Below are 23,300 nucleotides of genomic sequence, written 5' to 3'. Positions count from 1 at the left end.
TACTTTTTATCTTTACTTATTTATTTCACTTTTATCAACTCCACATCAAAAATAAGTGTAGCGTAAGGTGGAATGGACTGCCCCGCACCTCGCTCACCATATCCAAGTGTATATGGGATGAAGAACCGATACTTGGCGCCTTCCTGCATTAGCTGTAATCCTTCTGTCCAGCCAGCAATCACTTGGTTCAACCCGAAAGTGGCTGTCTCGCCGCGACGATAGCTGCTATCAAACACCTGACCGTTGATGAGCGTGCCCTCATAGTGACACTCCACTTGGTCTGTAGCCTTTGGTTTACGGCCGTTTCCCTCTCGCAGCACTTGATATTGCAATCCAGATGGAAGCGTTACGACACCCTCTTTGCAACCATTCTCAGCTAAAAAATTCTCACCTGCGGCCTTCGCGGTCTTAGATTGTTCTTCCGTCTTGCGTTCAAAGAACGATTGAACCAACGCCTGAGCGTCAGCATCAGACATTGATGCCTTGTCGGCGAAAACATCTTTGACAGCCGTTGCAAAATCTTCCACATTCAGCTCGGTCGCGTTCATCTGCACAAGCTGATGACCTATACTCATCCCTAATGCGTAGCTTATTTTATCCATGCTAATTATTGTCTTATTAGTAATAATGTGCAAAGATACTTATTTTTAATTGTTTGCAATAGGTTTATTCCCGAAAAAATACTATTTTTGTAGAAAATAGGCGTCGCCTTAACAATTCGAGCTAAACTTGATTGCGCTCGGTTCGCACTATTTGTGTCTCTAATGACTATTTTAATCGATTGGGTATGAAAAAGAAAATCGTGTTTCTGACAGGCGCAGGAATGTCTGTGGAAAGTGGCTTCAAAACATTTCGAGGCAATGACGGGCTATGGGAAAACTATCCCGTGCAGCAGGTTGCGTCACACGAGGGTTGGCTCGCTGACCCTACGCTCGTAACAAACTTTTACAACATGTTGAGAAAAAAACTGTGGAATGCACAGCCCAACGAAGGCCATCGCCTCATAGCCGAACTGGAAAAAGACTATGAAGTGGCCGTGCTTACACAGAATGTAGACGACTTGCACGAGCGGGCCGGCTCATCAAAGGTAATACACCTGCACGGCGAGCTGTCCAAGGTATGCTCCGCGGACGACCCCTACAACGAGCAATTTATACAGCAGCTCACACCGGAGAATAGCGAGATAAAACCCGGAACCAAAGCGGGAGACGGCTCGTTGCTCCGCCCATTCATTGTCTTTTTTGGCGAAAGTGTGCCTATGCTCGGACCTGCCGCGACGGAGGCGATGACGGCCGACATCTTCGTCATCATCGGTACGTCATTGATAGTCTACCCTGCTGCAGGCTTAGTGAACTACACCAAACGACAATGCCCTATCTATTTGATAGACCCCGATGACATGGACAACTACCGCATGCCCAATCTCACACACATACAGAAAGGCGCTTCGGAAGGCATGCGCGAGTTCATAGACTTATTAAAACAAAACAAACAATAAAACAAGCACTCATAGGTAGCACATTTTCAAACAGTGCTACCTATCTTTTTGTTACCGTTTAAACTATCTATCCAAAGACAGATAGAACCCTAAAACACGTCCTTGCCAACTTTATTTTCGGTGCGTTTAGCCTTCAAAAGCGATTGCCTTCTCTTCAATCTATCAATCCACCACCCTACTCCACCAGCAAATTAGCAGCTCAAAAAGATATGTCCTCATTCCTTTGGAAAGACAAAGACACGAACATTGAAAAACAATTCTTTTTAATTGACATAATCAAAAGGATAAAAGGCTAACTTATACAACTATAATATATTAGTTTACAAATAATTATATGTATAAAAACAAAATAATTTTATTCTGATAATACTTTACACTTTTTTGTCGCACTTTGCTTCTTTTACGATTGAAACATGTTGTCATCATGACAAGGAAACAACCGTTTTGGAAAGTGATTTGCCAAATTTCGGTCCATCAAAACCACCACTCTCTTGCATGACACACACGGTTTGTTTTCAAATTTTGAACAAAAAAAGCATTCCGCAAAAGCTTTATCTGCAAAAAAAACATATCTTTGCACAAAACTACAACACAATTATGAAAAAGAAACTAATGCTTTCCGCCATGCTGTTGGCCATGCTACCAGCCTGCGCACAAAAGCGCGCTTTCACCATAGAAGACGTGTATCGCGTCAAGCGCGTGTCCTCACCCACCGTCAACAAAGACGGCGTATTGGCCTATAGTGTTTCCTCCCAGAACCTCAAAGCCCAACGCTCGTACAACAACATCGTGCTGAAAGCGCCTCAAAGCGGCAGCTTCCTCGGTTTATCAAAAGGCCAAACCAAACAACTCACAACAGACAACAGCAGCTATTCGCCCTTTTGGTCGCAGGATGGCAAAACCCTCTACTATCTCTCCTACGCCGATGGCACGCCGCAAGTGTACCGATACGCCAATGGCTCAACAAAGAAAATAACCGACTACGCGCTCGGCATCCAAGGTCCTACGCTCTCGCCAGACGGCAAACTCATAGCTTTCGCGGCGGAGGTTTTCCCCGAGATTGGCGGCTCAGACGGCAAGGCCAACAAAGCGGTGATGAACCAGAAAAAAAACAACCCCATACAAGCGCACGTGGCAGACGAATTGCTTTTCCGCCATTGGACAGAATATAGCGATGGCAAATATTGGCACATCATCGTGTACGACATAGCCCGAGGCACCTACACCGACGTCACGCCCGGGCGTTATCACAGCCCGGTGTTCTCGCCCTCCGGCCCCACCGGTTTCGTCTTCTCGCCCGACTCCAAGGAGATATGCTACACAAGCAACCACGATAAACACCCCGAGGCATCCACCAACTGCGACCTTTGGGTCGTTCCCACGACCGGAGGCGAGGCCCGAAACATCACCGCCAACAACCCCGCGTGGGACGGTTCGCCACAATACTCACCCGACGGCCGCTACATAGCCTACCGATTCCAGCGCACGCCAAGCTACGAGAGCGACCGCTTCACACTCGCCATTTACGACAGAAAGACTGGCGAGAAACGCGCGTTGACCGAGAAATTCGACAACTGGGTGGACGATTTCAAATGGGCGCCCAACTCCAAAAGCATCTATTTCCTTGGTGAGGAGAGAGGATATGAGCCGCTCTTCCAAGTGGACGTCAAAACCTGCGCCATCACCAAAGTAATCGCCAGGCGCGCCATCTCAAGTTTCGACATTGACGGGCAGGGACACGTCTACTACACATGGTCGTCCACAGGTCGACCTACCGAACTTTACCAAGCCACCATTAACGCCTCCAAGGGTAGACGCGCCAAAGCCGCGCTCGATGAGCAAAAGCTCACCTCGCTCAACGACAGCCTACTGCGAGCCGTAGACTTCAGGCCATCTGAACAGCTGTGGGTGCGTGGCGCCAAAGGCGACAGCGTACACGTTTTCATCGTCAAGCCACACAGTTTCGACCCCAACAAGCGATACCCATTGGTCATCAACGTGCACGGCGGCCCTCAAATGCAATGGATGGACTCGTACAGGGCGGATTGGCAGGTGTACCCCGGGGCCGGATACGTGGTGGCATACCCCAACCCACACGGCTCCACAGGGTACGGACAGCAGTATTGCCGAGACATCAGCGGCTCTTGGGGCGGTATGCCATACGAGGACGTGATGGCGGTGACCGACAAGCTGGCAACGCTCCAATACGTGGACTCCACGCGCATGGGAGCCATGGGATGGAGCTATGGCGGCTACTTCATGAACTGGCTGCAGGGACAGACCAAACGTTTTAAGTGCCTGGCCTCAATGATGGGGCTATTTGATCTCGAGTCCATGTGGGGCACCACAGAGGAACTGTGGTTCCCCAATTTTGACCTGCAAGGCCAACCATGGAACTCCCCACTGTACAAGAAATGGAGCCCGTCTGAGTTCACCTCACGCTTTGCCACGCCCACGCTCATCATCACCGGCGAGCGCGACTACCGCGTGTCATACAATCAGAGCCTGCAATATTTCACCACCTTGCAAACACTTGGCATTCCCAGCCGCCTCATCATCTTCGACAATGACGGGCACTGGCCAAGCGGACTAAAGTCTATGCCACTATACTACAACGCACATTTAGAATGGTTCCACACCTATCTCGGTGGCGCACCCGCCCCATGGGACACCAAAAAGATGGTGATGGCAAACCCTTACATCGCAGCTCCCACCCAACCTTGACACACTACCCCCATCTTGACCAACGACTTACGCTCAGAAAAGAAAACCGTTGAAAAGATCTGACAAAAGCTTCCTGAAAATTCGCGTATAGGCAAACAGCTCTCACGTTGCTCGCAAATACGCGATTTTTCAGGGTTTTTGTCAAATGCCTATAAATCAGCGTTTTCTACACTTTTTAAGCCCATCACGTCAAAAAAGTTTTCTCCACGGCCTGCGTATAAGCCCTAATCGCACCCTGATTAAAGCCCAATGCCGCCATCATTGCGGCCTAATCGGCACATCATGAGTATCTAAACGCTACGCCATTGAGCACCAATGGGAACATGATGATAAAAAAAATGGGTGAAAATAACAAATTCATCGTTTTCTCTCCCTTTACCACTTTCTAAAACAGGCCATTCGAACCAAGCGATTTTTGGTATTTATTCATTACAAAAATACACGTTGACCCAAATATGAATACAAAAAAAATGGCAATAAAAAAACACGAAAAACTAAACCATATCGGATTTTTGCACTACCTTTGTAAAAAATAGTGGGCACACAGGCCACACACACACTATGTAGTTGAGCTTGGCTCCTGTCACACTTGCAGGAAAAAGACCTAAGGCGACACGTTATGGCAACAAACACGTTATGGCATGATGAGTACTGGCTATTGCTCATGCAGCTCTATCTGAAGCGACCGCAAGGCGTAAAACCCATGTACAGCAAAGATGTGGTGAACCTTGCCCTCGAGCTGCACATAGCCCCCGAATTTCTATACCGGCAACTGTTAAAGCTCAGGCAGATAGACACCCCGAGCATGCAACAGCTATGGGACACTTACGCCCACTGCCCCCAAAAACTCAAAAAAGAGGCCAAGCTGGTACGCGGCATGAAAGGTTTTGGAAATTTCAAGGCATTCTACTCGGGTGTAAAACTGAACGAAACGTGGGAGACAGACTTCAAGCCTTTGGATGCGTCCAAGGGCGATAACTCACTATCGCCCGTGAAACTCATCATGATACTCGACCTCTATTTCAGGCTCGTCCCTCATACCATGGTGCCACAAACGCCCGAGGTGCGACAATTGGCCAAGCTCATCCATTCCTCGCCCAAAGAGGTGTCGGAGGTGATGGAGGTGTTTCGCTTCTGCGATCCACTGCTCTCCAAAGAAGACCTTATGCTCCACCCGTTAGTCACGCCGTGCATGCAAGTGTGGCAACGATTTGGCAACAAAGACCCCAAAAAGCTCACCGCGCTGGCCGCGCAGCTCAAAGATTATTGGAAATAAAGGCTCAAAACACCCTCACGTTATATGGCACAAAAATTAATTCAAGCCCAGACACAGCAGCAAGTTCAGCAGCAACGTCTCTCGCAACAGCAGTTGTTGCAGGTGCGGTTGCTTGAGATGCCATTGCCAGAATTGGAAGAAAACATCCAGACCGAGCTTGACGAGAACCCAGCTTTAGAAGAAAAGCGAGACGACCTCGACTCTCATGGTGATGAGAGCGGCGCAGAAATGGAACCCGACGCGCCACATGAAGACGAGCCTTTCGAGGCTAAGACAGAGCGAGAGGAACGCGAAGAGGCACTTGACACGGCACTCGAGAGCCTTGGAAGCGACGACGAGCTACCCGAGCCCAACACTTACGCTGGTTCACAAGCCAACCCCAACGCCGACTACGAGGAGATGGTATGGGGCGACACCACCTCGTTTTACGACAAGCTAAAAGAGCAAATGGGCATGCTCGAACTAACCGAGCGGCAACGCGACGTGATGGAATATCTCATCGGCTCATTGGACGACGATGGACTGTTGAGAAAACCTTTAGACAGCATAGCCGACGAATTGGCCATCTATCACAACATCGACGTACCCGAAAGGTATGTAGAAGACACGCTGCGCCTGTTGCAAACGTTCGATCCCGCAGGCATAGGCGCGCGTTCGTTACAAGAATGTCTATTACTGCAAATAGACCGAAAGGAAGACGGCAAACTGAAAGAGCTGATGCGGTCAGTCGTTGAAAATCATTTTGACGAGTTCACTAAGAAGCATTGGGGCAAGATAGCGCAAGCCCTCCTGCTCACCCAACAGCAAACCGACGTAGTGCACGAGGAGTTGCGCAAGCTCAATCCCAAACCCGGAGCGGCGCTGGGCGAGACACTCGGGCGAAACACCCAGCAGATCACACCCGACTTTATCGTAGACACGGACGAGGCGGGCAACGTAACCTTCACTATCAACCGTGGACGCATACCAGAGTTGAAAGTTTCGCCATTGTTCAATGAGATGGTGGATAATTACAAGGCCAACAAGCACCAAATGAATAGACAGGAGAAGGAAGCCCTGCTTTACGCCAAGGACAAAGTAGACAAGGCGCAAGGCTATATCGAGGCCATCAAGCAGCGCAGACACACGCTCTATGCCACGATGAAAGCTATCATCAACTGGCAGAAAAGATTTTTTCAAGACGGTGACGAGTCTGATCTCAAACCTATGATACTCAAAGACATAGCCGAAAAGACCGGACTGGATATATCGACCATATCTCGCGTGAGCAATATCAAATACGCACAGACACGCTGGGGCACGTTCCCGCTGCGGTTCTTCTTCACAGACAGTTATGTCACCGAGGACGGAGAGGAGATGTCCACACGCAAGATCAAGTTAGCATTAAAAGAGGTAATAGAACGGGAGAACAAGCAAAAGCCCCTTAGCGATGACGCGCTGACCGTCGAGATGAGAAAGAAAGGGTTTCCCATCGCTCGCCGGACGATAGCCAAATATCGCGATCAATTGAACATTCCGGTGGCCCGACTGAGAAGAGAGCAATAGCTTTATAAAGAACAATAAAACATGGTAGCGAAAAACATCATATTGGCAGCACGTGTGATCAGCATGGTCTTCACGCCGTTCTATTTGTCATTGGTGGGACTTGTGGCACTCTTCATCTTCAGCTATATGAGCATGATGCCGTGGCAATACAAGCTGATGGTACTCACGATGGTATATTTTTTTACCATCTTGTTGCCCACGCTGCTCATCCACGCCTATCGCAGGTATCAAGGATGGTCACCGGCCGAGATAGGCAAGAAAGAGCGTCGCATGATGCCATACATCATGGCCATACTGTGCTATTTTGCCTGTTACTATCTCATGAGCGTGATGCGCATACCCCAGTTCATGGCCAACATTCTTGTGGCGGCACTGATGATACAAGTGATTTGTGCCATCATCAACATTTGGTGGAAGATATCCACGCATACCGCAGGCATTGGAGGGTTTGTGGGTGGACTGTTAGCATTCTCCATCCTTTTCTCGTTTAACCCCTTAGGATGGTTTTGCGCCAACATGATCATAGCCGGCATGGTGGGCACCAGTCGTATGATTTTGCGCCAACACTCACTGGCCCAAGTGGTGGTCGGTTTCTTGGTGGGCGTAGTCACGGCCTTTTGGATGATCATTTGAAAACGCCAATCAAGTGCCTGCCCCTCATGTTGGCAACAAGCATACAATAAAATGTACATATTATAAAACATAATCAATATGAAGCCAATTATCAGTATTATCATGGGTTCGACAAGCGATTTGCCCATTATGGAAAAAGCTTGCAAGTGGTTAAACGACCAAAAGATACCTTTTGAGGTCAACGCGTTGTCGGCTCATCGCACCCCCGACGCCGTGGAAACATTTGCCAAGGAGGCCAAGGGACGCGGCATCAAAGTCATTATAGCCGGTGCCGGCATGTCCGCCGCTTTGCCCGGCGTCATTGCGGCATGCACACCGCTGCCCGTAATCGGCGTGCCCATCAAGGGAATGCTCGATGGCCTTGACGCCATGCTGAGCATTGTGCAAATGCCCCCCGGCATCCCCGTGGCCACTGTTGGCGTCAATGGCGCGCAAAACGCCGCCATCCTCGCAGCGGAAATGATAGCCCTTGGCGATGAGGATATGGCCCAGAAAATTGACAATTGGAAAGCCGGACTTGGGAAAAAAATTGAGAAAGCCAACGCCGACCTGGCCGCCATCAAAGACTACGAGTATAAATGTAACTGAAGGGTAGGGGGACAATGATAGACCTTTTCAACTATCATCGACGCGCCACCACTGAGGTACGAGTCGGCGCCCTCAATATGGGCGGCGACAATCCGGTGCGCGTGCAGTCGATGACCACCACAGACACCAACGACACGAAAGCTTGCGTGGCCCAGGCCGAACGCATCATCAAGGCAGGGGGAGAACTGGTTCGTCTCACCACGCAAGGTGTCAGGGAGGCCGAGAACCTTCAGAACATCAAAGCGGGCATACGCGCCAAGGGATATGACACACCCTTGGTGGCCGACGTGCACTTCAACCCGAAAGTGGCCGACGTGGCCGCGTGCCATGTGGAAAAGGTGCGTATCAATCCCGGCAACTATGTGGACCCAGCCCGAAAGTTCGTCAAAATGGAATATACAGACGAGGAATACGCCCATGAGTTGCAAAAAATAGAAGCGCGCTTCGTGCCATTCCTAAACATTTGCAAGGCCAACCACACGGCCATTCGCATAGGCGTAAACCACGGGTCGTTATCAGACCGCATACGTAACCGCTATGGCGACACGCCAGAGGGCATCGTGGAGAGTTGCATGGAATTTCTGCGCGTGTGCAAGAAAGAACATTTTGACGATGTGGTCATATCCATCAAGTCGAGCAACACGGTGGTGATGGTACGGTCGGTACGCCTATTGGTTGAGGAGATGGAGCGGGAGGGCATGCGCTATCCGTTGCATCTCGGCGTTACAGAAGCCGGAGAGGGCGAGGATGGGCGTATCAAAAGCGCCGTCGGCATAGGCTCGCTGCTTGCCGATGGAATAGGCGACACCATCAGAGTCTCGCTGTCTGAAGCACCCGAAGATGAGATACCCGTGGCCCGACACTTGGTGGATTATATAGGCACGAAAGCGGGACAACTCGTCATTCCGGGAGAGCCGTTCGACGGCTTCGATTGGCTTCACCCCACGAGAAGGGAGACCACGCCAGCTGGAAACATTGGCGGCGAACGCCCACCGGTGGTCATCGCGACACAAAAAGATGCGGCCGAAGAGGGTAAGGCACACTCCTCCAGAACTCACAACAACGCCGATGCCCCCACTTCGGGCAAACATAGGACGGACAAACCCAAGGCCGACTATATATACATAGGTGGCAACCTCCCTCCAAACAGGGAGCAAAACCAAGGGTATATCGTTGACTTTCAGGTTTACGCACAGCTTCAAGCTGACAAAAAAACAGGGCAGGGGAGTGGCAACGAGAACGTTTACCCCATCTTCCCAGTGTCGGCCATGCCATTCATCGCCATGATCAAGGCCGACGTGAAATTCTTGGTTTTGAAGTTTGGAACTCCCGTTGAGGAATACACCGCATGCTTGAGGCATCATCCAGAAGTGGTGGTGGTATGCACCTCCAACCATCAAAACCGACTGGGTGAACAGCGAGCGTTGGCGCACGAGATGATGGCGGCAGGGCTGAAAAATCCCTTGGTCTTCGCCCAAATGTACCAACTCGACGACAAGGCGGAGTTCCAGCTCAGAGCGGCGGCCGATATGGGCGCGCTGATGATGGACGGATTGACCGACGGCGTGTGGCTCATGAACGAGGGAGCCATTGCCTTTGACGACATCGAGGATACCGCTTTCGGCATCTTGCAAGCCGCGCGGCTGCGCACCACAAAGACAGAATATATCAGCTGCCCGGGGTGTGGGCGAACGCTATACGACTTGCGCGAGACCATCGCGAAAATCAAAGCCGCCACCCAAGATCTCAAAGGACTGAAGATAGGTATCATGGGATGTATCGTAAATGGTCCCGGAGAGATGAACGACGCAGATTATGGATACGTAGGGGCAGGTCCCAACAAGGTGTCACTCTATCGCAAGCAAATATGTGTGGAACGCAACATTCCAGAGGAACAAGCCGTGGAAAAACTGCTTCAACTTATCAATGCGGATAGGTCGCGGAATGGATAGCATTGGCCAGCAAAACCAATCGTATACCAGTTTGTTCTCAAGCATCCTTCGGTCACCAACCATCACAACTCTAAATAATTAAAATCATGCAAAGACTTACTATCAAGCAAATGGATTTCAAAGGCGTTTATTCGCCCTCGACAAATAGGTACGACGATGCCGACAACTTGTACACACGCTGCGGTAAATCTGGCGTAATGTTCCCGAAAGTGAGTTTAGGATTTTGGCATAACTTTGGAGGCATTGACCCTTACGAACGCTCGAGAGCCATTACACACTACGCTTTTGATCATGGCATAACTCATTTTGATCTCGCCAACAACTACGGGCCACCATACGGAACAGCCGAAGAGACCCTCGGACGACTGATGGATGATGACTTCAGACCGTACAGAGATGAGCTCTTCATATCAACGAAAGCAGGATACGACATGTGGCCTGGGCCCTACGGCAATTGGGGCTCAAGAAAATATCTTATGGCCAGCATCGAACAAAGCCTTCGACGTATGCACTTGGACTACGTGGACTTGTTTTATAGCCACCGTTTCGATCCAGACACACCATTGGAAGAGACGTTACAAACATTGGTCGACATCGTGCGACAAGGCAAGGCTCTCTACGTGGGTATATCACGATGGCCTTTGCATGCACTCAAAATAGCTGACAAATACCTGCGCGAACACGACGTGCCTCTGCTCATTTTCCAAGATCGGCTCAATCTGCTCGACCGCGAACCGATATCCAACGGCACGCTCAACTATTGTCGCGAGCATGGCATTGGCTTTATCAGTTTCTCGCCGTTGGCCCAAGGATTGCTCACCGATCGTTATCTCGACGGCATACCAAAAGACTCGAGAATGGCCAAAAACAAAAGCTTGACACATGACAAACTCACACCAGAGCTTTTAGCACAACTGCGCGAACTGAACAAGGATGCTGCCGACAGGGGCGAGACACTGGCCGAAATGGCATTGGCATGGATACTCCACCAAGTTGGCGTCACAAGTGTTTTAGTGGGTGCCAGCAGTGTAGGGCAGTTGGAAAAAAACATGAAATGCGTGTCGGCCAAACCTTTTTAACATAGTAGATAGAGTTTGGCGGTGAAAAGAAAAATCCAAGTTCTGCTTACATCTACATGGATATGGGTTAGAGACGGTTTGTGTTTGTGCCATCCCAACCATACTCTTTTAGTAACAAAAACTTGGTAAAATAGTAAAAAACATTGTAACAAAACCCTAAAAGCCACGTCTAACGAATAGAACAAGGATGAATGCCTCCGATTTCAAACAGATTTTTCTTCCCTGCCACCGCCGAATGTACACCGCAGCGTGGCGACTGACAGGCAATCAGCAAGAGGCTGAAGACCTCGTTCAAGACGCTATGATGCGACTATGGATAAAACGCAAAAACATAGAAAAGCCCGATAATGCAGAAGCCTTTGCAGTAACAACACTTCGCAATCTTTTTTATGATCAACACCGCAAAAAACAGCTAAAGCAGAACGATGAAGAGCCTAAAGATCATCAGTTGCGCACAGAACACGATGCCAGCGACGCATTAGCCGTGAAGCAAGAAATGATGATGACGCAACAGTGCATTAATGATTTGCCCGAAAATCAACGGCTCATTATCACACTTCACGATATAGACGAACTGAGTTACGAGGAAATAGAAAAACAAACGGGCCTCAATGCGGTCAATATCAGGGTTACACTGAGTAGAGCCAGAAAGGCTGTTAGAGAAAAGCTACAAGCCTTCAGACAACAATAAAGAATGACCATTTTGCCATGACAACAAATGATTTCAAGGAATTGCTGGATAAATTTTATAACGCTGAAAGCACAGCGGAAGAAGAGTCCAAACTGAAAAAGCTCTTCAAGGATAACGCCGTGCCTGAAGAATTTGAAGTGGATAGGGCACTGTTCGATACTCTAAATGCCACCGTCCCAGCAGTTCCACAAGACATGAGCAAACGCATTGAACGAGACATGGACCGCTGGAATACCTTAGAGGCAGCAGTAGCACACAAAGCTCGAACAGTGAATATGCGATGGACTGTTGGCGTGGCGGCTGGCCTGTTGTTACTGTTCGGTATAGGCAATTACTATAATCAGCCGAAAATGATGCCTCAACCATACGCAGGCAACTTGATGGAAACCTACGAAAACGTGGATGACGCAGCCGCGGAGACAGAGCGAGCGCTCACCAAATTCTCTATAGCCATTAACAAAGGATTGCGTAAAATAGACAACACCAAAAATGATTAAGGCAATGAAAAAATATTTTCTCATAGCCATCATGATGGCCATAACCACCCTCGGAAACGCTCAAAGCACACTGTTCAAAAAGTATGAGAACACCAAAGGCGTGAGCATCGTGACCATTTCAAAGGCAATGTTTCGCATGATGCCAACCATGAAAGTGGGCAATAAGAATCTCAAGAAGATTGCATCCAAAATAGACCACCTGCAAATATTGTCTTGCGAACGACAAGTTCTGAATGCGAAAATCAACAAAGACGTCGTCTATATATACGGCAAAAAGCCATGGGAGGAGGTGATGAGCTATCGGGAGAACGGCGGTAACACCTATATATATATGCGAACGATAGGCAATGGCAAATACGAATACGCTCTTTACACCACAGAGAAAGGTGAGCTGCAAATCATCAGTATTACCGGAGACCTCACGCTGAGAGACATTCAGGCCATCGCCAAATAGCCCTCTGCCAATCCCTAAAAAACACAATGGCTATGCCTTTTCTTGATAGCAAAAGCGTCTTCCGAACAATTACAGCCATTGGGCTAAAGCATATTTTATCTTGTCCTTGCGTAGCACGGAGCGCCTATACAGATTATACAGCTTCGTCGCCCATTTGGATTGGTAGTCTTTTTGGTACAAACGGTATATCAATGCGGCCATCAAGTTGATGGGATGATAGTCCAATAGTGCGTCTATCTCAGCCATTTGCTCACGCGGCAGCTTGAATTTATAGCCATAGGTAAGCGCGTCAAGCATGCCCAAGTTGCGGTATTTGGCATACACACCCTTGGTGTCGCGCTCTTGAAAAAACTTTTCCAACACCTTGTTTGCCTTTATCAACGACCTCAACGATTTCAAAGATATGCTCGCACAGTACGACTCTGGCCTTATGGCCCTGTACGAATAAACTACCCTGTCTGTCCACACGCGCCTGCCCACAAGCAACAAACGAGGTGTTGTGGCATAGTCTTCACCGTAGTCAACGCCCTCCTTAAACCTTATTCCATAGCTTGTAAACAACTCGCGACGGTACAGTTTAGCCCAAATATGACCTGCCGCCTTATGCCAAAGAATATGTTTTATCAACAGTTCATTGGACCAATGCCGTGGCAATGCCACCACCGTTCGGTCGTCAAAGATATGTTCGCTGGCACCTGATACAATACAGGCACCCGTCTCTTCCATCTTTTCCACCAAAGCCTCGATGGCATCCGATGGCATGAGATCGTCACTGTCCACGAAACAAACGGCATCGCCAGTAGCGGCGTCAAGCCCTGTTTGTCGCGCGGCACCAAGCCCACGGTTAACCTCATGGCGCACAATCCTCACTTTCGAGGCCACCAACGGATGCGCATCAACGCACCGTTGCAATATCTCCATGCTGCAGTCAGGACTACAATCGTCCACAAATATAAACTCAACGCATGGATAAGTCTGCGCGAACAAACTCTCCGCGCACTCTTTTATATATGTCTCTACCCCATATACAGGTACCAAAATCGAAACTTTTATCATGCTAATCGTGTGAATATATGTATTAAACTTTTCATGGGTGTTGCAAAATTAACACCTTTTTTTGACCTATTGGATATAAAGTATATATATTTTCGTAATATGAACATTAAGAGAACAAAAAATATATAGCCAAGATGACCATTTCTTAATAATTCGAATTACCTTTGCAATAGATATGTAACGAGCGTAAGAAAGGAATAACAAGCATAGCGTACATATAACATCAATTCTTGGCTTGCGTCACACAATAATCATAAAATGAAAGAGTTTCTACAAGTATTGCGGCGCTATATTCCTCCATATAAGCGTTATATCGGCTTTGCGGTGATATTCAATTTGCTGTCATCGCTACTAAATATATTCTCATTCGCGGCCATCATCCCCATTCTTAACATCCTTTTCAATGTCAGTACCGCCACGGTAAAGACGCTCATGCCATGGCCGGCTTCGCTAAAAGACGTGCCAAACATGCTGGCAAACAACGCCAATTATTATGTACAAGAGATGATAGCGCAATATGGAGAGAGCGTTTCGCTGCTACTCATCGGCTTGTTTTTAGCCGTGATGACCTTTTTTAAGATATCCGCTTATTTCTTGGGGTCAGCCAGCATCATACCCATACGCACGGGTATCGTGCGCGACATGCGCAACCAATTGTACCATAAGATAACAAGTTTGCCGCTGAGTTTCTTCTCCGAGGAGCGCAAAGGCGACATCATCGCGCGTATGAGCGGCGACGTGCAGGAGATAGAGGGATCTATCATGGCATCCATAGACATGCTGTTCAAGAACCCAATATTGGTCATTGTCTATTTCATCACGCTGCTTTGCATCTCTTGGGAGCTTACATTGTTCACCATACTCTTCGTGCCCCTGTTCGGATGGATCATGGGATTGGTAGGAAAGAACCTGAAACGGGGCAGCATAAAAGCGCAAAGCACATGGAGCGACACGATGAGCCAAGTAGAGGAGACATTGGGTGGGCTGCGCATTATCAAGGCCTTTTGCGCCGAGGAGAAGATGAACAAGCGCTTTAGCAAGATTAACGACGATTACCGAGACATCATCCTAAAAGTTAACATGAGGCAGCAGATGGCCCATCCGATGAGCGAATTTCTCGGTACCGTCATGATTGTTATCGTGCTGTGGTTCGGCGGATCGTTGGTGCTGGGCGGCCAAGCGCTAAGCGGCCCCACTTTTATCTATTACTTGGTGATACTCTACAGCATCATCAACCCGCTCAAAGAGCTGTCCAAGGCCGGATACAGCATTATGAAAGGGTTGGCCTCCATAGATCGCGTGGACATGATATTAAACGCCGAGAACAATATCAAGGAGAGCTCCTCGCCCGTCCATATCAAGTCGTTCGAGCACCAAATAGAGTTCAAGGACGTGTCATTCAAGTACAAGGACCAGTGGGTATTGCGCCATATCAACCTGACAATACCCAAGGGAAAAACCATCGCCCTTGTGGGACAGAGCGGCAGCGGCAAGTCTACTTTGGTCGACCTCATACCGAGATATTACGACGTTCAGGAGGGAGCGGTGCTCGTGGACGGCGTGGACGTGCGCCAAATAGGCATCCACGACCTGCGACAGCTGATAGGAAACGTCAACCAAGAAGCTATCTTGTTCAACGACACCTTCTTCAACAACATCACCTTCGGGGTGGAGCGAGCCACCAACGAGCAAGTGGAGCGCGCCATGAAGATAGCCAACGCCTACGACTTCATCATGGAATCGGAGCGTGGCATGGACACCTGCATTGGCGATCGGGGCGGCAGGCTAAGCGGCGGGCAGCGTCAACGCGTGTCGATAGCGCGCGCCATTCTCAAAAATCCGCCCATACTGATACTCGACGAGGCCACCAGCGCCCTTGACACGGAGAGCGAGCGATTGGTGCAAGACGCCTTGGAACGACTGATGAGCACACGCACCACCGTGGCCATAGCGCACCGCCTTTCCACCATCAAGCACGCCGACGAGATATTCGTGCTGCACGAAGGCAAAATAGTGGAGAGCGGCACGCACGACCAACTGTTGGCCTTGGACGGCTATTACAAGAGGCTTCACGACATGCAAGAGGTATGATATCCATGAGAAAAAGAAACCAAGAGGGACTAAGGAAAGCTTAAAGACTGATGAAAATTTACCGTAATTCACTCGCAAGATACCTCGAGCCGGCATGGACCACGCTCATCAACATCTGCGTGGCCTTTGCCATCTACGCCATCGCACGCCTCGCTTTTCTCCTCGAAAACTGGCATTACTTTGCCAACGACCTGTCTTTCAGACAGCTATCCACCCTTTTTTACGGTGGCTACATCTTCGACCGATCGGCTATCGTCTACACAAACGCGCTGTACATCGTGCTCATGCTCTTTCCGTTATGGTTGAAAGAGCGGAGGGGTTACCATTTATTCTGCAAGTGGTTGTTTGTCATTGTTAACGGCTTGGCATTGGTCATTAATCTCTGTGACGCCGTTTATTTCCCATTCACCCTGCGCCGCACCACCACGAATGTGTTCAGCGAGTTCAGCCATGAGCGTAATTTAGCCGACATATTCCTCACCCAGACACTAAACCATTGGTACTTGCTGCTCTTGGCCATCGTGGTAATCGGCTTGACGTGCAGGTTGTATCGCAAACCCCGTTTGAGCCACGAGCAGTTTAGCTCCACGCGCCATCGCGTGCAATTCGCTGTCTCGCAGATAGTGATATTGGCGCTCATTGCGCCACTGTGCATAGGCGCTTGCCGGGGTGGTCTCAGCTCAGGCATCAGGCCCATCACAATCAACAACGCCAACCAATACGTGCAACATCCCACCGAGTGCGCCTTGGTGCTCAACACTCCATTCTCGCTTATCCGGACCATTGGCAAGAATGTGTTTGAAATTCCTAACTATTACGCGAGCTTATCGTCCGCCGAGCGCGTGTTCTCACCCATCCATCAGCCCAAGCCCACACACGCTTTTAAACGCAAAAACGTGGTGATACTCATCGTGGAGAGTTTCGGACGGGAATATATCGGGGCCTTCAACCATTGGTTGGAGAATGGGCAATACAAGGGCTACACTCCCCATGTGGACAGCCTCATTGGTAAAAGCATGGTGTTCAAACACTCGTTTTGCAACGGCCGTAAGAGCATAGACGGCATGCCATCGGTGCTATGCGGCATTCCAATGTTCAAGGAGCCATTCGTCCTCACGTCGGCCTCCATGAACGATTACACAGGGATAGCCGGACTGTTGCGCGCCGAGGGCTACTCCACGGCTTTCTTCCATGGGGCCAATAGGGGCAGCATGGGGTTTCTCGCGTTGGCCAACAAGATAGGGTTCGAGCACTACTATGGTCGGCAAGACTATGCCCAAGACCCGCGTTTTGGGGGCGACGCCGATTTCGATGGCCATTGGGGAATTTGGGACGAGCCATTCTTACAGTACTGGGCCACCAAGATAGGCGAGATGCGGCAGCCTTTCATGACCGCCTGTTTCACGGTGTCGAGCCACACGCCGTTTGTCATTCCAGACAAATACAAAGCCGTCTATCCCGAGGGAAAACTCCCCATACACAAGTGCATCAGGTACACCGACATGGCCATAGGCCGATTTTTTGAAACCGCCAGTAAACAACCTTGGTACAAAAACACCATCTTCGTCATCCTCAGTGACCACACCAACCAAAGCGACCACGCCGAATATCAAACAGACATAGGTGGCTTTTCCTCGCCGTTCATACTCTTCGACCCAAGCGGAGAGATCAAACCGGGCATGCGCGACGGCATCGCACAGCAAATAGACGTGTTGCCCACGGTGCTCAGCGCACTGGGTTACGACAAGCCATTCCTCTCGTTTGGTTGCGACCTGCTAACCACTCCGACAAACCAAACTTACGCCGTAAACTATCTCAACGGTATCTATCAATATTGCAAATACGGCTATGTGTTGCAGTTTGACGGACAGCGCACGCGTGCCATCTACGCTTTAGACGACCGCTTGATGCAACATAACCTGATAGGAAAAATAGGCCAGCAAGCCCAAATGGAGCGCGAGCTAAAAGCCATTATCTACCAATACATGTACCGCATGGCGAACGACAAACTCCAACCACTGGGCCACCAAGCCAACTCAACCCACAAACCGCAGCCATGAAAAAACTGTTACGCAACACCGCATACGCCATGGGCTACGCATTATGGTACGCCTTGTCACTGTTACCACTACGGGTGCTGTACGTGTTGTCAGACATTTTATATTGGCTCATCACCCACGTGGTGAGATACAGACGCGACATTATTCTCCAAAACCTAACCTCAAGTTTCCCTAAGAAAACCGCGCCCGAGATACAAGCGATAGCCAAGGAGTTTTACCATTGGTTCTGCGACTACATTGTGGAGACCATCAAACTGATGACCATGAGCCAACAGCAACTCAAGAGGCACATCCAGTTTGAGGGCATGGACGAGTTTAACAAAGTGCTTGCCGAAGGCCAATCATGTGGCATTTACCTCGGGCACTACTGCAATTGGGAGTGGATAACATCCTTGCCCTATTGGATAGACTCCTCGGCACAATGTTGCCAGCTATACCATCCTTTGGAAAACGAGAGCTTCGACCGGCTCTTCAAGCATGTCAGAGAGCTGCACAACGCCCGCTGCATACCCATGCAGGAGTCTATCAGAAAGATTATAGACCTGCAACGCAAGCACCAAACGGTGGTGGTGGGCTACATAGCCGACCAAGTGCCAATGTGGAACAACATTCACCATTGGGTAGATTTTCTGAACCACGACACGCCCGTCCTTACTGGTACCGAGCGCATCATCAGGCACATGGACCAAGCGTGCTTCTACGGCGACTTGCGTAGAGTGGGGCGCGGGCACTACATTTGCCGCATGCAGCTCATCTCCCGCCACCCCAAAGACTGCGCGCAGTGGGAACTCACCAACCGCTATTTTGCCCTCTTGGAACAAACCATACGCCGCCAACCGGCACTATGGCTGTGGAGTCACAATCGTTGGAAACGCACACGCGAGGAGTATAACCGGCGATATGGCATCGCGCCCGAATAGCCAGCCAACGATTTTCTTCTCGCCATTCATAGAAGATGGATCACCAACAAACACCACCCACCAACATGACCGACAACCCAAACCATACCACCATTGGTTTTGACGCCAAGCGCATCGTGAGCAACTACACGGGCTTGGGCAACTATGGGCGCACGCTTGTCAACGCGCTCGCCGATGGTAACCCACACCTTAACCTCAGGTTGTATGCTCCCGACAGTGGGCATGAAGACCTGCGAGCACAGGTAAGCAAGGCCGACAACGTCACGTTTTGCTATCCAGAAAACGCGCGTTGCCGCCTGCAAAAAGACTGGTGGCGACATCGTGGCATCACGAAGCAACTCGTATCCGACGGCGTGGACATCTTCCATGGTCTCTCCGGCGAACTGCCCGTAGGCATCAAAAATAGCGGCATCAAAAGCATCGTGACCATACACGACCTCATCTTCATGCGCCATCCAGAATATTACAAGCGCATAGACGCTTATCTCTATAAACGAAAATTTCTCGCCACATGCCGCGAGGCTGACCAAATCATAGCCATCAGCGAATGCACCAAGCGCGACATCATGGCCTTCTCCAACTATCCAGAGTGTCAAATCAAGGTAATATACCAAGCCTGCGGAACCCATTTCAAACAACCAGCCAGCGCCGACCACCTGCAAAGCGCACGGCAAACGCACCACTTGCCCCAACGATACATACTCTACGTTGGCTCCATCGAGGAACGGAAAAACCTGCTCTTGGCCGTCAAGGCCATGCGACACCTACCGACAGACGTGTCGCTTGTAGCCGTGGGTAGGGCCACACCATATCTTCAAAAAGTGAGAAAATACATACATGCCCACGGGCTTGAGCCTCGCGTCCGCATGCTTCACGACGTGGGCAACGATGAGTTGCCGGCCATTTACCAGCAAGCGGAATGCTTCGTATACCCCTCACGCTACGAGGGTTTTGGCATTCCCATCATTGAGGCCATACAGAGCGGATTGCCCGTGGTGGCATGCACGGGGTCGTGCTTGGAAGAGGCGGGAGGCCCTAACAGCCTGTACGTGCACCCTGACGATGAGGAAGCCTTGGCCCAAGCCATAGCGGCGTCGCTCCAAGGCAGCCCCGGAAGAGACGAGCGCATAGCCCAAAGCCAAGCCTACGTGCGCCGTTTCGAGAACGCTGACGTGGCCAACCAAGTGTTGGAGGCCTACCGCTCTTTACGCCAAGCCGGCATACACCGCTAAAGATAATATCGCCCATGAACCATCATTCATTACCCACGGTTACGGTCATCACCGTATGCTACAACGCCAAAGAAGCGCTCAAGACCACCATGCGCAGCGTCTTCGCGCAACGATACGATGCCTTGGAATATGTCATCGTGGACGGCGCGTCCACAGATGGCAGCGTGGAGCTAATCAAACAGAGCGCAAACAAGGTGGACCATTGGGTCTCAGAGCCAGACAATGGCATATACGAAGCGATGAACAAAGGCGCGCGCCAAGCCTCAGGAGAATGGGTCATGTTTTTGAACGCTGGCGACGAGTTTGCCAACGAAGACGTGTTGCGGCGTATTTTCGAGCATGACATTCAGGCAGACATCGTCTATGGAGACGTGGTAAAAGACGGCATCGTCAAGGAGGCCGAGCCACCGCACGTCGCGCACCGCATGTTCTTTTGCCACCAAAGCTGCCTCACCCGCCGCTCGTGCCTGCTGCAAACACCCTTCGACACGACACACAAACTATCCGCCGACTTCAAATTTTTCAAGCAAATGTATCGCGAGCGCAAACGGTTCAAACAACTACATTTCCCCATTGCGGTGTTCGACACCGGAGGCATATCCAACCGCAAACGCTCCATGGGCCTCAAAGACAACATGCGAGTGATAGCCGAAGTGGATGACATACAAACACAAATCAGACTGTTACCGCGCTTGTACTTCGTCTACTTGCTATGCAAGCTACGAGGAAAATAACCTAAAAAACTCTCAACACCTATCCAACATGAAAAAAATAGTACACATCAGCACAGCCGACACGGGTGGGGCAGGGCTATGCGCCTATCGCATCTGCAAGGCACAACGCGACTTGGGCATGGACGCTCACCTCATAGTGATGCACCGAACGCACACCGACAACTTCGTGCATCAGGTTGGTGCCGTGGCATATTTCTTGCAAAGCGCGCGCCGAAAGGTGAAAAAACTGCTCGGAATGCCTGACGAGATCAACACCTGCAGAGAATTGGGACGACAGCGCCAAGCCACTTACACCCTGCCCATATCGCCCATAGACCTAACCCACAACCCACTGATAGCGTCGGCCGACGTGATACACCTGCACTGGATAGGCGGATTGATAGACTATCCCTCGTTTTTCAAGGCATACAGCCACAAACCCATCGTCTTCACGCTGCACGACGAGAGCATGCTTCATGGCATCGCGAGCGTGAAAGACCAATGCCTGCGAGACCATCCGCTCGAACAAAAATACTACCGTCTCAAACTGTCATACACGCGAGATATAGAGCGATTGGGCGTGGTGTTCTTGTCAAAAGCCATCTACGATGAGTACCACGACCACGAGATGCTGGCGCGCGCCCACAAAACCATCATACACAACTTGGTGGATTGCTCGCTCTTCAAGCCATACGACCGAGCCTACGCTCGACAGGCGTTGACACTGCCGGACACCAAGCTGTTCGGATTTTGCGCCTACGCCATCGGCGACCCGCGCAAGGGTTTGGGACAATTGTCAGAGGCCCTCACGCGCATGAACCCACAATATCGCATATTGGCCATTGGCAAAAATCGTGGCAAAAAGTCGTGGCCAAACGTCATGGAGATGGGCTTTCACACCGACCCGGGAGAAATATCGCAAATACTATCAGCAGCCGATTTCTTCTGCCTACCCAGCCTAAAAGAGGATTTTGCACAGGCCCCTCTCGAGGCGTTGGCATGCGGCACACCCGTCATCATGAGCCCATGTAGCGGCTCAGATGAGCTAATCACCCCTGAGAATGGCGTCAGATACGCCGATTTCAGCACAGAGGCGCTAATCGAGGGCATTGGACAAGCCATGCAAAAATCATACGACAGGACCGCGCTCAGACAAGACGTGACACGCCGTTTCTCCCCACAAAAGATAGCGCGAGACTATCTGCGCTTCTACGACACACTCACATCATAACACGAACAACCCACCATGACCCATTTGCGGCAAAATATCAACGGATTGCTTCATCGTGACAAAAACTCCAAGTTGGCCTATTACGCCACGGCATACTCACAGATAGCTATGCCACACGCCGTGCTGCGACAGCTCTTGGCACGCGACATGAAAGCCTTGGCCAAGCGCAAGGACCAAACCTATATCCACGAGAGAGTGAGCTATTATAACCGGCTCACCAACCTAACGCCCATAGACCATCAGGCTTTCAGCCGGCAGGCCACGCCCATCGGCCGACAGCCCGTGGTGCGACCCAAAGTGTATTACCTTGACTCCTACCGATACGCCAAGGCTTTCGACCCTACGCTCAAATGGCTATTGTTGCCCGGCGACATCACCAACGTACCCACGTTGCCCTCCATCACCAAAAGTAGGCCCATTGGAGGCGACAACGCCAACTCCGTGCTCATGAAACTGGACAGGGTGCGCCATTTCCTCTTCGTGAACGACAGCAAGCGTTTTGAGGAAAAAAAAGACATGGTGATATTTCGCGGAGAGATAGGGCAGAAAGAGGGAGACTGCATCAAGCAAAACCGATACGATTTCATACAAAAATACTTTGGACATCCCATGGTGGACGCGGGCGTGGTGGATGCACGCTTCAAGGAGTGGCACAAGCCCAAGATTAGCTTGCGCAAACACTTGGACTATAAATTTGTCATGGCCCTCGAGGGCAACGACGTGGCCACCAACCTGAAATGGATTATGTCGTCAAACTCCATCGCCGTGATGCCGCGCCCCACGTGTGAGACATGGTTCATGGAGGGCAAGCTCATCCCAAACTATCACTACATTGAGGTGAAAGCCGACTTCTCCGACCTGACAGAACAGCTCAACCACTACATAGCGCACCCTGACGAGGCCCAACGCATCATAGAGCACGCGCACGAATTTGTAGCACAATTCAAGGATGGGCGACGCGAGCGCATCATATCGTTGTTGGTGTTGCAAAAGTACTTAGATATAACCAACAAGCCGCTATGATATGACAGAAAACAAATATTGTCGGGAAAAAATCACA

20 protein-coding genes are annotated in these 23,300 nt (G+C 50.2%); 18 read left to right on the top strand and 2 right to left on the bottom strand.

Annotation, left to right across the window (positions count from 1 at the left end):
* Nucleotides 1–20 precede the first annotated feature (20 nt).
* Entirely contained in the window at nucleotides 21–602 is a 582-nt protein-coding gene (locus tag C7379_RS02120) for a BamJ family beta-barrel-assembly machinery protein (RefSeq protein WP_116615798.1), read from the bottom strand.
* 185 nt (nucleotides 603–787) lie between these two features.
* Here C7379_RS02120 and C7379_RS02115 point away from each other — a divergent pair, with 185 nt between their 5' ends.
* The 11 genes from C7379_RS02115 to C7379_RS02065 all read left to right on the top strand — a co-directional run bounded on the left by C7379_RS02115 (nucleotide 788) and on the right by C7379_RS02065 (nucleotide 12,937).
* A complete protein-coding gene (locus C7379_RS02115; protein WP_116615797.1) occupies nucleotides 788–1,498 on the top strand; it encodes an SIR2 family NAD-dependent protein deacylase in 711 nt (236 codons plus the stop codon).
* A 597-nt stretch (nucleotides 1,499–2,095) separates the two neighbouring features.
* The gene (locus C7379_RS02110) at nucleotides 2,096–4,222 is read left to right on the top strand and encodes a S9 family peptidase (RefSeq protein WP_116615906.1); all 2,127 of its coding nucleotides are present in this window, start codon (nucleotides 2,096–2,098) and stop codon (nucleotides 4,220–4,222) included.
* Nucleotides 4,223–4,841: 619 nt separating this feature from the next.
* Nucleotides 4,842–5,498: a hypothetical protein gene (locus C7379_RS02105; protein WP_116615796.1), complete on the top strand. Its 657-nt coding sequence runs from the start codon at nucleotides 4,842–4,844 to the stop codon at nucleotides 5,496–5,498.
* Between the two features lie 24 nt (nucleotides 5,499–5,522).
* Nucleotides 5,523–7,043: an RNA polymerase factor sigma-54 gene (gene rpoN, locus C7379_RS02100; RefSeq protein WP_116615795.1), complete on the top strand. Its 1,521-nt coding sequence runs from the start codon at nucleotides 5,523–5,525 to the stop codon at nucleotides 7,041–7,043.
* 21 nt (nucleotides 7,044–7,064) lie between these two features.
* Complete coding sequence (locus tag C7379_RS02095) at nucleotides 7,065–7,676, top strand: hypothetical protein (protein ID WP_116615794.1); 612 nt, start codon at nucleotides 7,065–7,067, stop codon at nucleotides 7,674–7,676.
* Between the two features lie 78 nt (nucleotides 7,677–7,754).
* On the top strand, nucleotides 7,755–8,264 hold the full coding sequence (gene purE / locus C7379_RS02090; RefSeq protein ID WP_116615793.1) for a 5-(carboxyamino)imidazole ribonucleotide mutase: 510 nt from the start codon (nucleotides 7,755–7,757) through the stop codon (nucleotides 8,262–8,264).
* A gap of 14 nt (nucleotides 8,265–8,278) precedes the next feature.
* Entirely contained in the window at nucleotides 8,279–10,216 is a 1,938-nt protein-coding gene (locus tag C7379_RS02085; RefSeq protein WP_116615792.1) for a 4-hydroxy-3-methylbut-2-en-1-yl diphosphate synthase, read from the top strand.
* Between the two features lie 110 nt (nucleotides 10,217–10,326).
* A complete protein-coding gene (locus C7379_RS02080) occupies nucleotides 10,327–11,295 on the top strand; it encodes an aldo/keto reductase (protein ID WP_116615905.1) in 969 nt (322 codons plus the stop codon).
* 187 nt (nucleotides 11,296–11,482) lie between these two features.
* Nucleotides 11,483–11,986, top strand: a complete 504-nt coding sequence (locus C7379_RS02075; protein WP_116615791.1) for an RNA polymerase sigma factor — start codon at nucleotides 11,483–11,485, stop codon at nucleotides 11,984–11,986.
* A 17-nt stretch (nucleotides 11,987–12,003) separates the two neighbouring features.
* On the top strand, nucleotides 12,004–12,483 hold the full coding sequence (locus C7379_RS02070) for a hypothetical protein (protein WP_116615790.1): 480 nt from the start codon (nucleotides 12,004–12,006) through the stop codon (nucleotides 12,481–12,483).
* 4 nt (nucleotides 12,484–12,487) lie between these two features.
* Nucleotides 12,488–12,937, top strand: a complete 450-nt coding sequence (locus C7379_RS02065; protein WP_116615904.1) for a DUF4252 domain-containing protein — start codon at nucleotides 12,488–12,490, stop codon at nucleotides 12,935–12,937.
* 69 nt (nucleotides 12,938–13,006) lie between these two features.
* Here the strand turns inward: C7379_RS02065 and C7379_RS02060 are convergent, their stop codons facing one another.
* The gene (locus tag C7379_RS02060) at nucleotides 13,007–13,993 is read right to left on the bottom strand and encodes a glycosyltransferase family 2 protein (protein ID WP_116615789.1); all 987 of its coding nucleotides are present in this window, start codon (nucleotides 13,991–13,993) and stop codon (nucleotides 13,007–13,009) included.
* 258 nt (nucleotides 13,994–14,251) lie between these two features.
* Here C7379_RS02060 and C7379_RS02055 point away from each other — a divergent pair, with 258 nt between their 5' ends.
* From C7379_RS02055 to C7379_RS02025, 7 genes are read left to right on the top strand one after another with little or no spacing between them, the layout of a single operon-like run.
* Nucleotides 14,252–16,084, top strand: coding sequence for an ABC transporter ATP-binding protein (locus C7379_RS02055; protein ID WP_116615788.1), 1,833 nt, complete (start codon nucleotides 14,252–14,254; stop codon nucleotides 16,082–16,084).
* 50 nt (nucleotides 16,085–16,134) lie between these two features.
* Nucleotides 16,135–18,144 (top strand): LTA synthase family protein, encoded by a 2,010-nt coding sequence (locus C7379_RS02050; RefSeq protein WP_116615787.1) that lies wholly within the window; start codon nucleotides 16,135–16,137, stop codon nucleotides 18,142–18,144.
* The gene (locus C7379_RS02045; protein ID WP_116615786.1) at nucleotides 18,141–19,064 is read left to right on the top strand and encodes a lysophospholipid acyltransferase family protein; all 924 of its coding nucleotides are present in this window, start codon (nucleotides 18,141–18,143) and stop codon (nucleotides 19,062–19,064) included. Before C7379_RS02050 ends, C7379_RS02045 begins: the two co-directional genes overlap by 4 nt.
* Before the next feature lie 35 nt (nucleotides 19,065–19,099).
* Nucleotides 19,100–20,296, top strand: a complete 1,197-nt coding sequence (locus tag C7379_RS02040) for a glycosyltransferase family 4 protein (protein WP_243406681.1) — start codon at nucleotides 19,100–19,102, stop codon at nucleotides 20,294–20,296.
* Between the two features lie 14 nt (nucleotides 20,297–20,310).
* Nucleotides 20,311–21,030, top strand: a complete 720-nt coding sequence (locus C7379_RS02035; protein ID WP_116615785.1) for a glycosyltransferase family 2 protein — start codon at nucleotides 20,311–20,313, stop codon at nucleotides 21,028–21,030.
* 28 nt (nucleotides 21,031–21,058) lie between these two features.
* Nucleotides 21,059–22,240, top strand: a complete 1,182-nt coding sequence (locus C7379_RS02030) for a glycosyltransferase (protein ID WP_116615784.1) — start codon at nucleotides 21,059–21,061, stop codon at nucleotides 22,238–22,240.
* Nucleotides 22,241–22,255: 15 nt separating this feature from the next.
* Nucleotides 22,256–23,263 (top strand): glycosyl transferase family 90, encoded by a 1,008-nt coding sequence (locus C7379_RS02025; RefSeq protein ID WP_116615783.1) that lies wholly within the window; start codon nucleotides 22,256–22,258, stop codon nucleotides 23,261–23,263.
* Nucleotides 23,264–23,300: the final 37 nt, after the last annotated feature.

It is taken from the genome of Hallella colorans, assembly GCF_003096815.1.
Lineage (GTDB): Bacteria > Bacteroidota > Bacteroidia > Bacteroidales > Bacteroidaceae > Prevotella > Prevotella colorans.
Note: the sequence above shows the minus strand (reverse complement) of the source record. Positions and strands in the feature narration are given on the sequence as shown.

What these genes read in the sequence shown, in the direction of transcription:
- C7379_RS02120 (WP_116615798.1), bottom strand. Translation starts at nt 602, where the DNA reads ATGGATAAAATAAGCTACGCATTAGGGATGAGTATAGGTCATCAGCTT.
- C7379_RS02115 (WP_116615797.1), top strand. Translation starts at nt 788, where the DNA reads ATGAAAAAGAAAATCGTGTTTCTGACAGGCGCAGGAATGTCTGTGGAA.
- C7379_RS02110 (WP_116615906.1), top strand. Translation starts at nt 2,096, where the DNA reads ATGAAAAAGAAACTAATGCTTTCCGCCATGCTGTTGGCCATGCTACCA.
- C7379_RS02105 (WP_116615796.1), top strand. Translation starts at nt 4,842, where the DNA reads ATGGCAACAAACACGTTATGGCATGATGAGTACTGGCTATTGCTCATG.
- rpoN (WP_116615795.1), top strand. Translation starts at nt 5,523, where the DNA reads ATGGCACAAAAATTAATTCAAGCCCAGACACAGCAGCAAGTTCAGCAG.
- C7379_RS02095 (WP_116615794.1), top strand. Translation starts at nt 7,065, where the DNA reads ATGGTAGCGAAAAACATCATATTGGCAGCACGTGTGATCAGCATGGTC.
- purE (WP_116615793.1), top strand. Translation starts at nt 7,755, where the DNA reads ATGAAGCCAATTATCAGTATTATCATGGGTTCGACAAGCGATTTGCCC.
- C7379_RS02085 (WP_116615792.1), top strand. Translation starts at nt 8,279, where the DNA reads ATGATAGACCTTTTCAACTATCATCGACGCGCCACCACTGAGGTACGA.
- C7379_RS02080 (WP_116615905.1), top strand. Translation starts at nt 10,327, where the DNA reads ATGGATTTCAAAGGCGTTTATTCGCCCTCGACAAATAGGTACGACGAT.
- C7379_RS02075 (WP_116615791.1), top strand. Translation starts at nt 11,483, where the DNA reads ATGAATGCCTCCGATTTCAAACAGATTTTTCTTCCCTGCCACCGCCGA.
- C7379_RS02070 (WP_116615790.1), top strand. Translation starts at nt 12,004, where the DNA reads ATGACAACAAATGATTTCAAGGAATTGCTGGATAAATTTTATAACGCT.
- C7379_RS02065 (WP_116615904.1), top strand. Translation starts at nt 12,488, where the DNA reads ATGAAAAAATATTTTCTCATAGCCATCATGATGGCCATAACCACCCTC.
- C7379_RS02060 (WP_116615789.1), bottom strand. Translation starts at nt 13,993, where the DNA reads ATGATAAAAGTTTCGATTTTGGTACCTGTATATGGGGTAGAGACATAT.
- C7379_RS02055 (WP_116615788.1), top strand. Translation starts at nt 14,252, where the DNA reads ATGAAAGAGTTTCTACAAGTATTGCGGCGCTATATTCCTCCATATAAG.
- C7379_RS02050 (WP_116615787.1), top strand. Translation starts at nt 16,135, where the DNA reads ATGAAAATTTACCGTAATTCACTCGCAAGATACCTCGAGCCGGCATGG.
- C7379_RS02045 (WP_116615786.1), top strand. Translation starts at nt 18,141, where the DNA reads ATGAAAAAACTGTTACGCAACACCGCATACGCCATGGGCTACGCATTA.
- C7379_RS02040 (WP_243406681.1), top strand. Translation starts at nt 19,100, where the DNA reads ATGGATCACCAACAAACACCACCCACCAACATGACCGACAACCCAAAC.
- C7379_RS02035 (WP_116615785.1), top strand. Translation starts at nt 20,311, where the DNA reads ATGAACCATCATTCATTACCCACGGTTACGGTCATCACCGTATGCTAC.
- C7379_RS02030 (WP_116615784.1), top strand. Translation starts at nt 21,059, where the DNA reads ATGAAAAAAATAGTACACATCAGCACAGCCGACACGGGTGGGGCAGGG.
- C7379_RS02025 (WP_116615783.1), top strand. Translation starts at nt 22,256, where the DNA reads ATGACCCATTTGCGGCAAAATATCAACGGATTGCTTCATCGTGACAAA.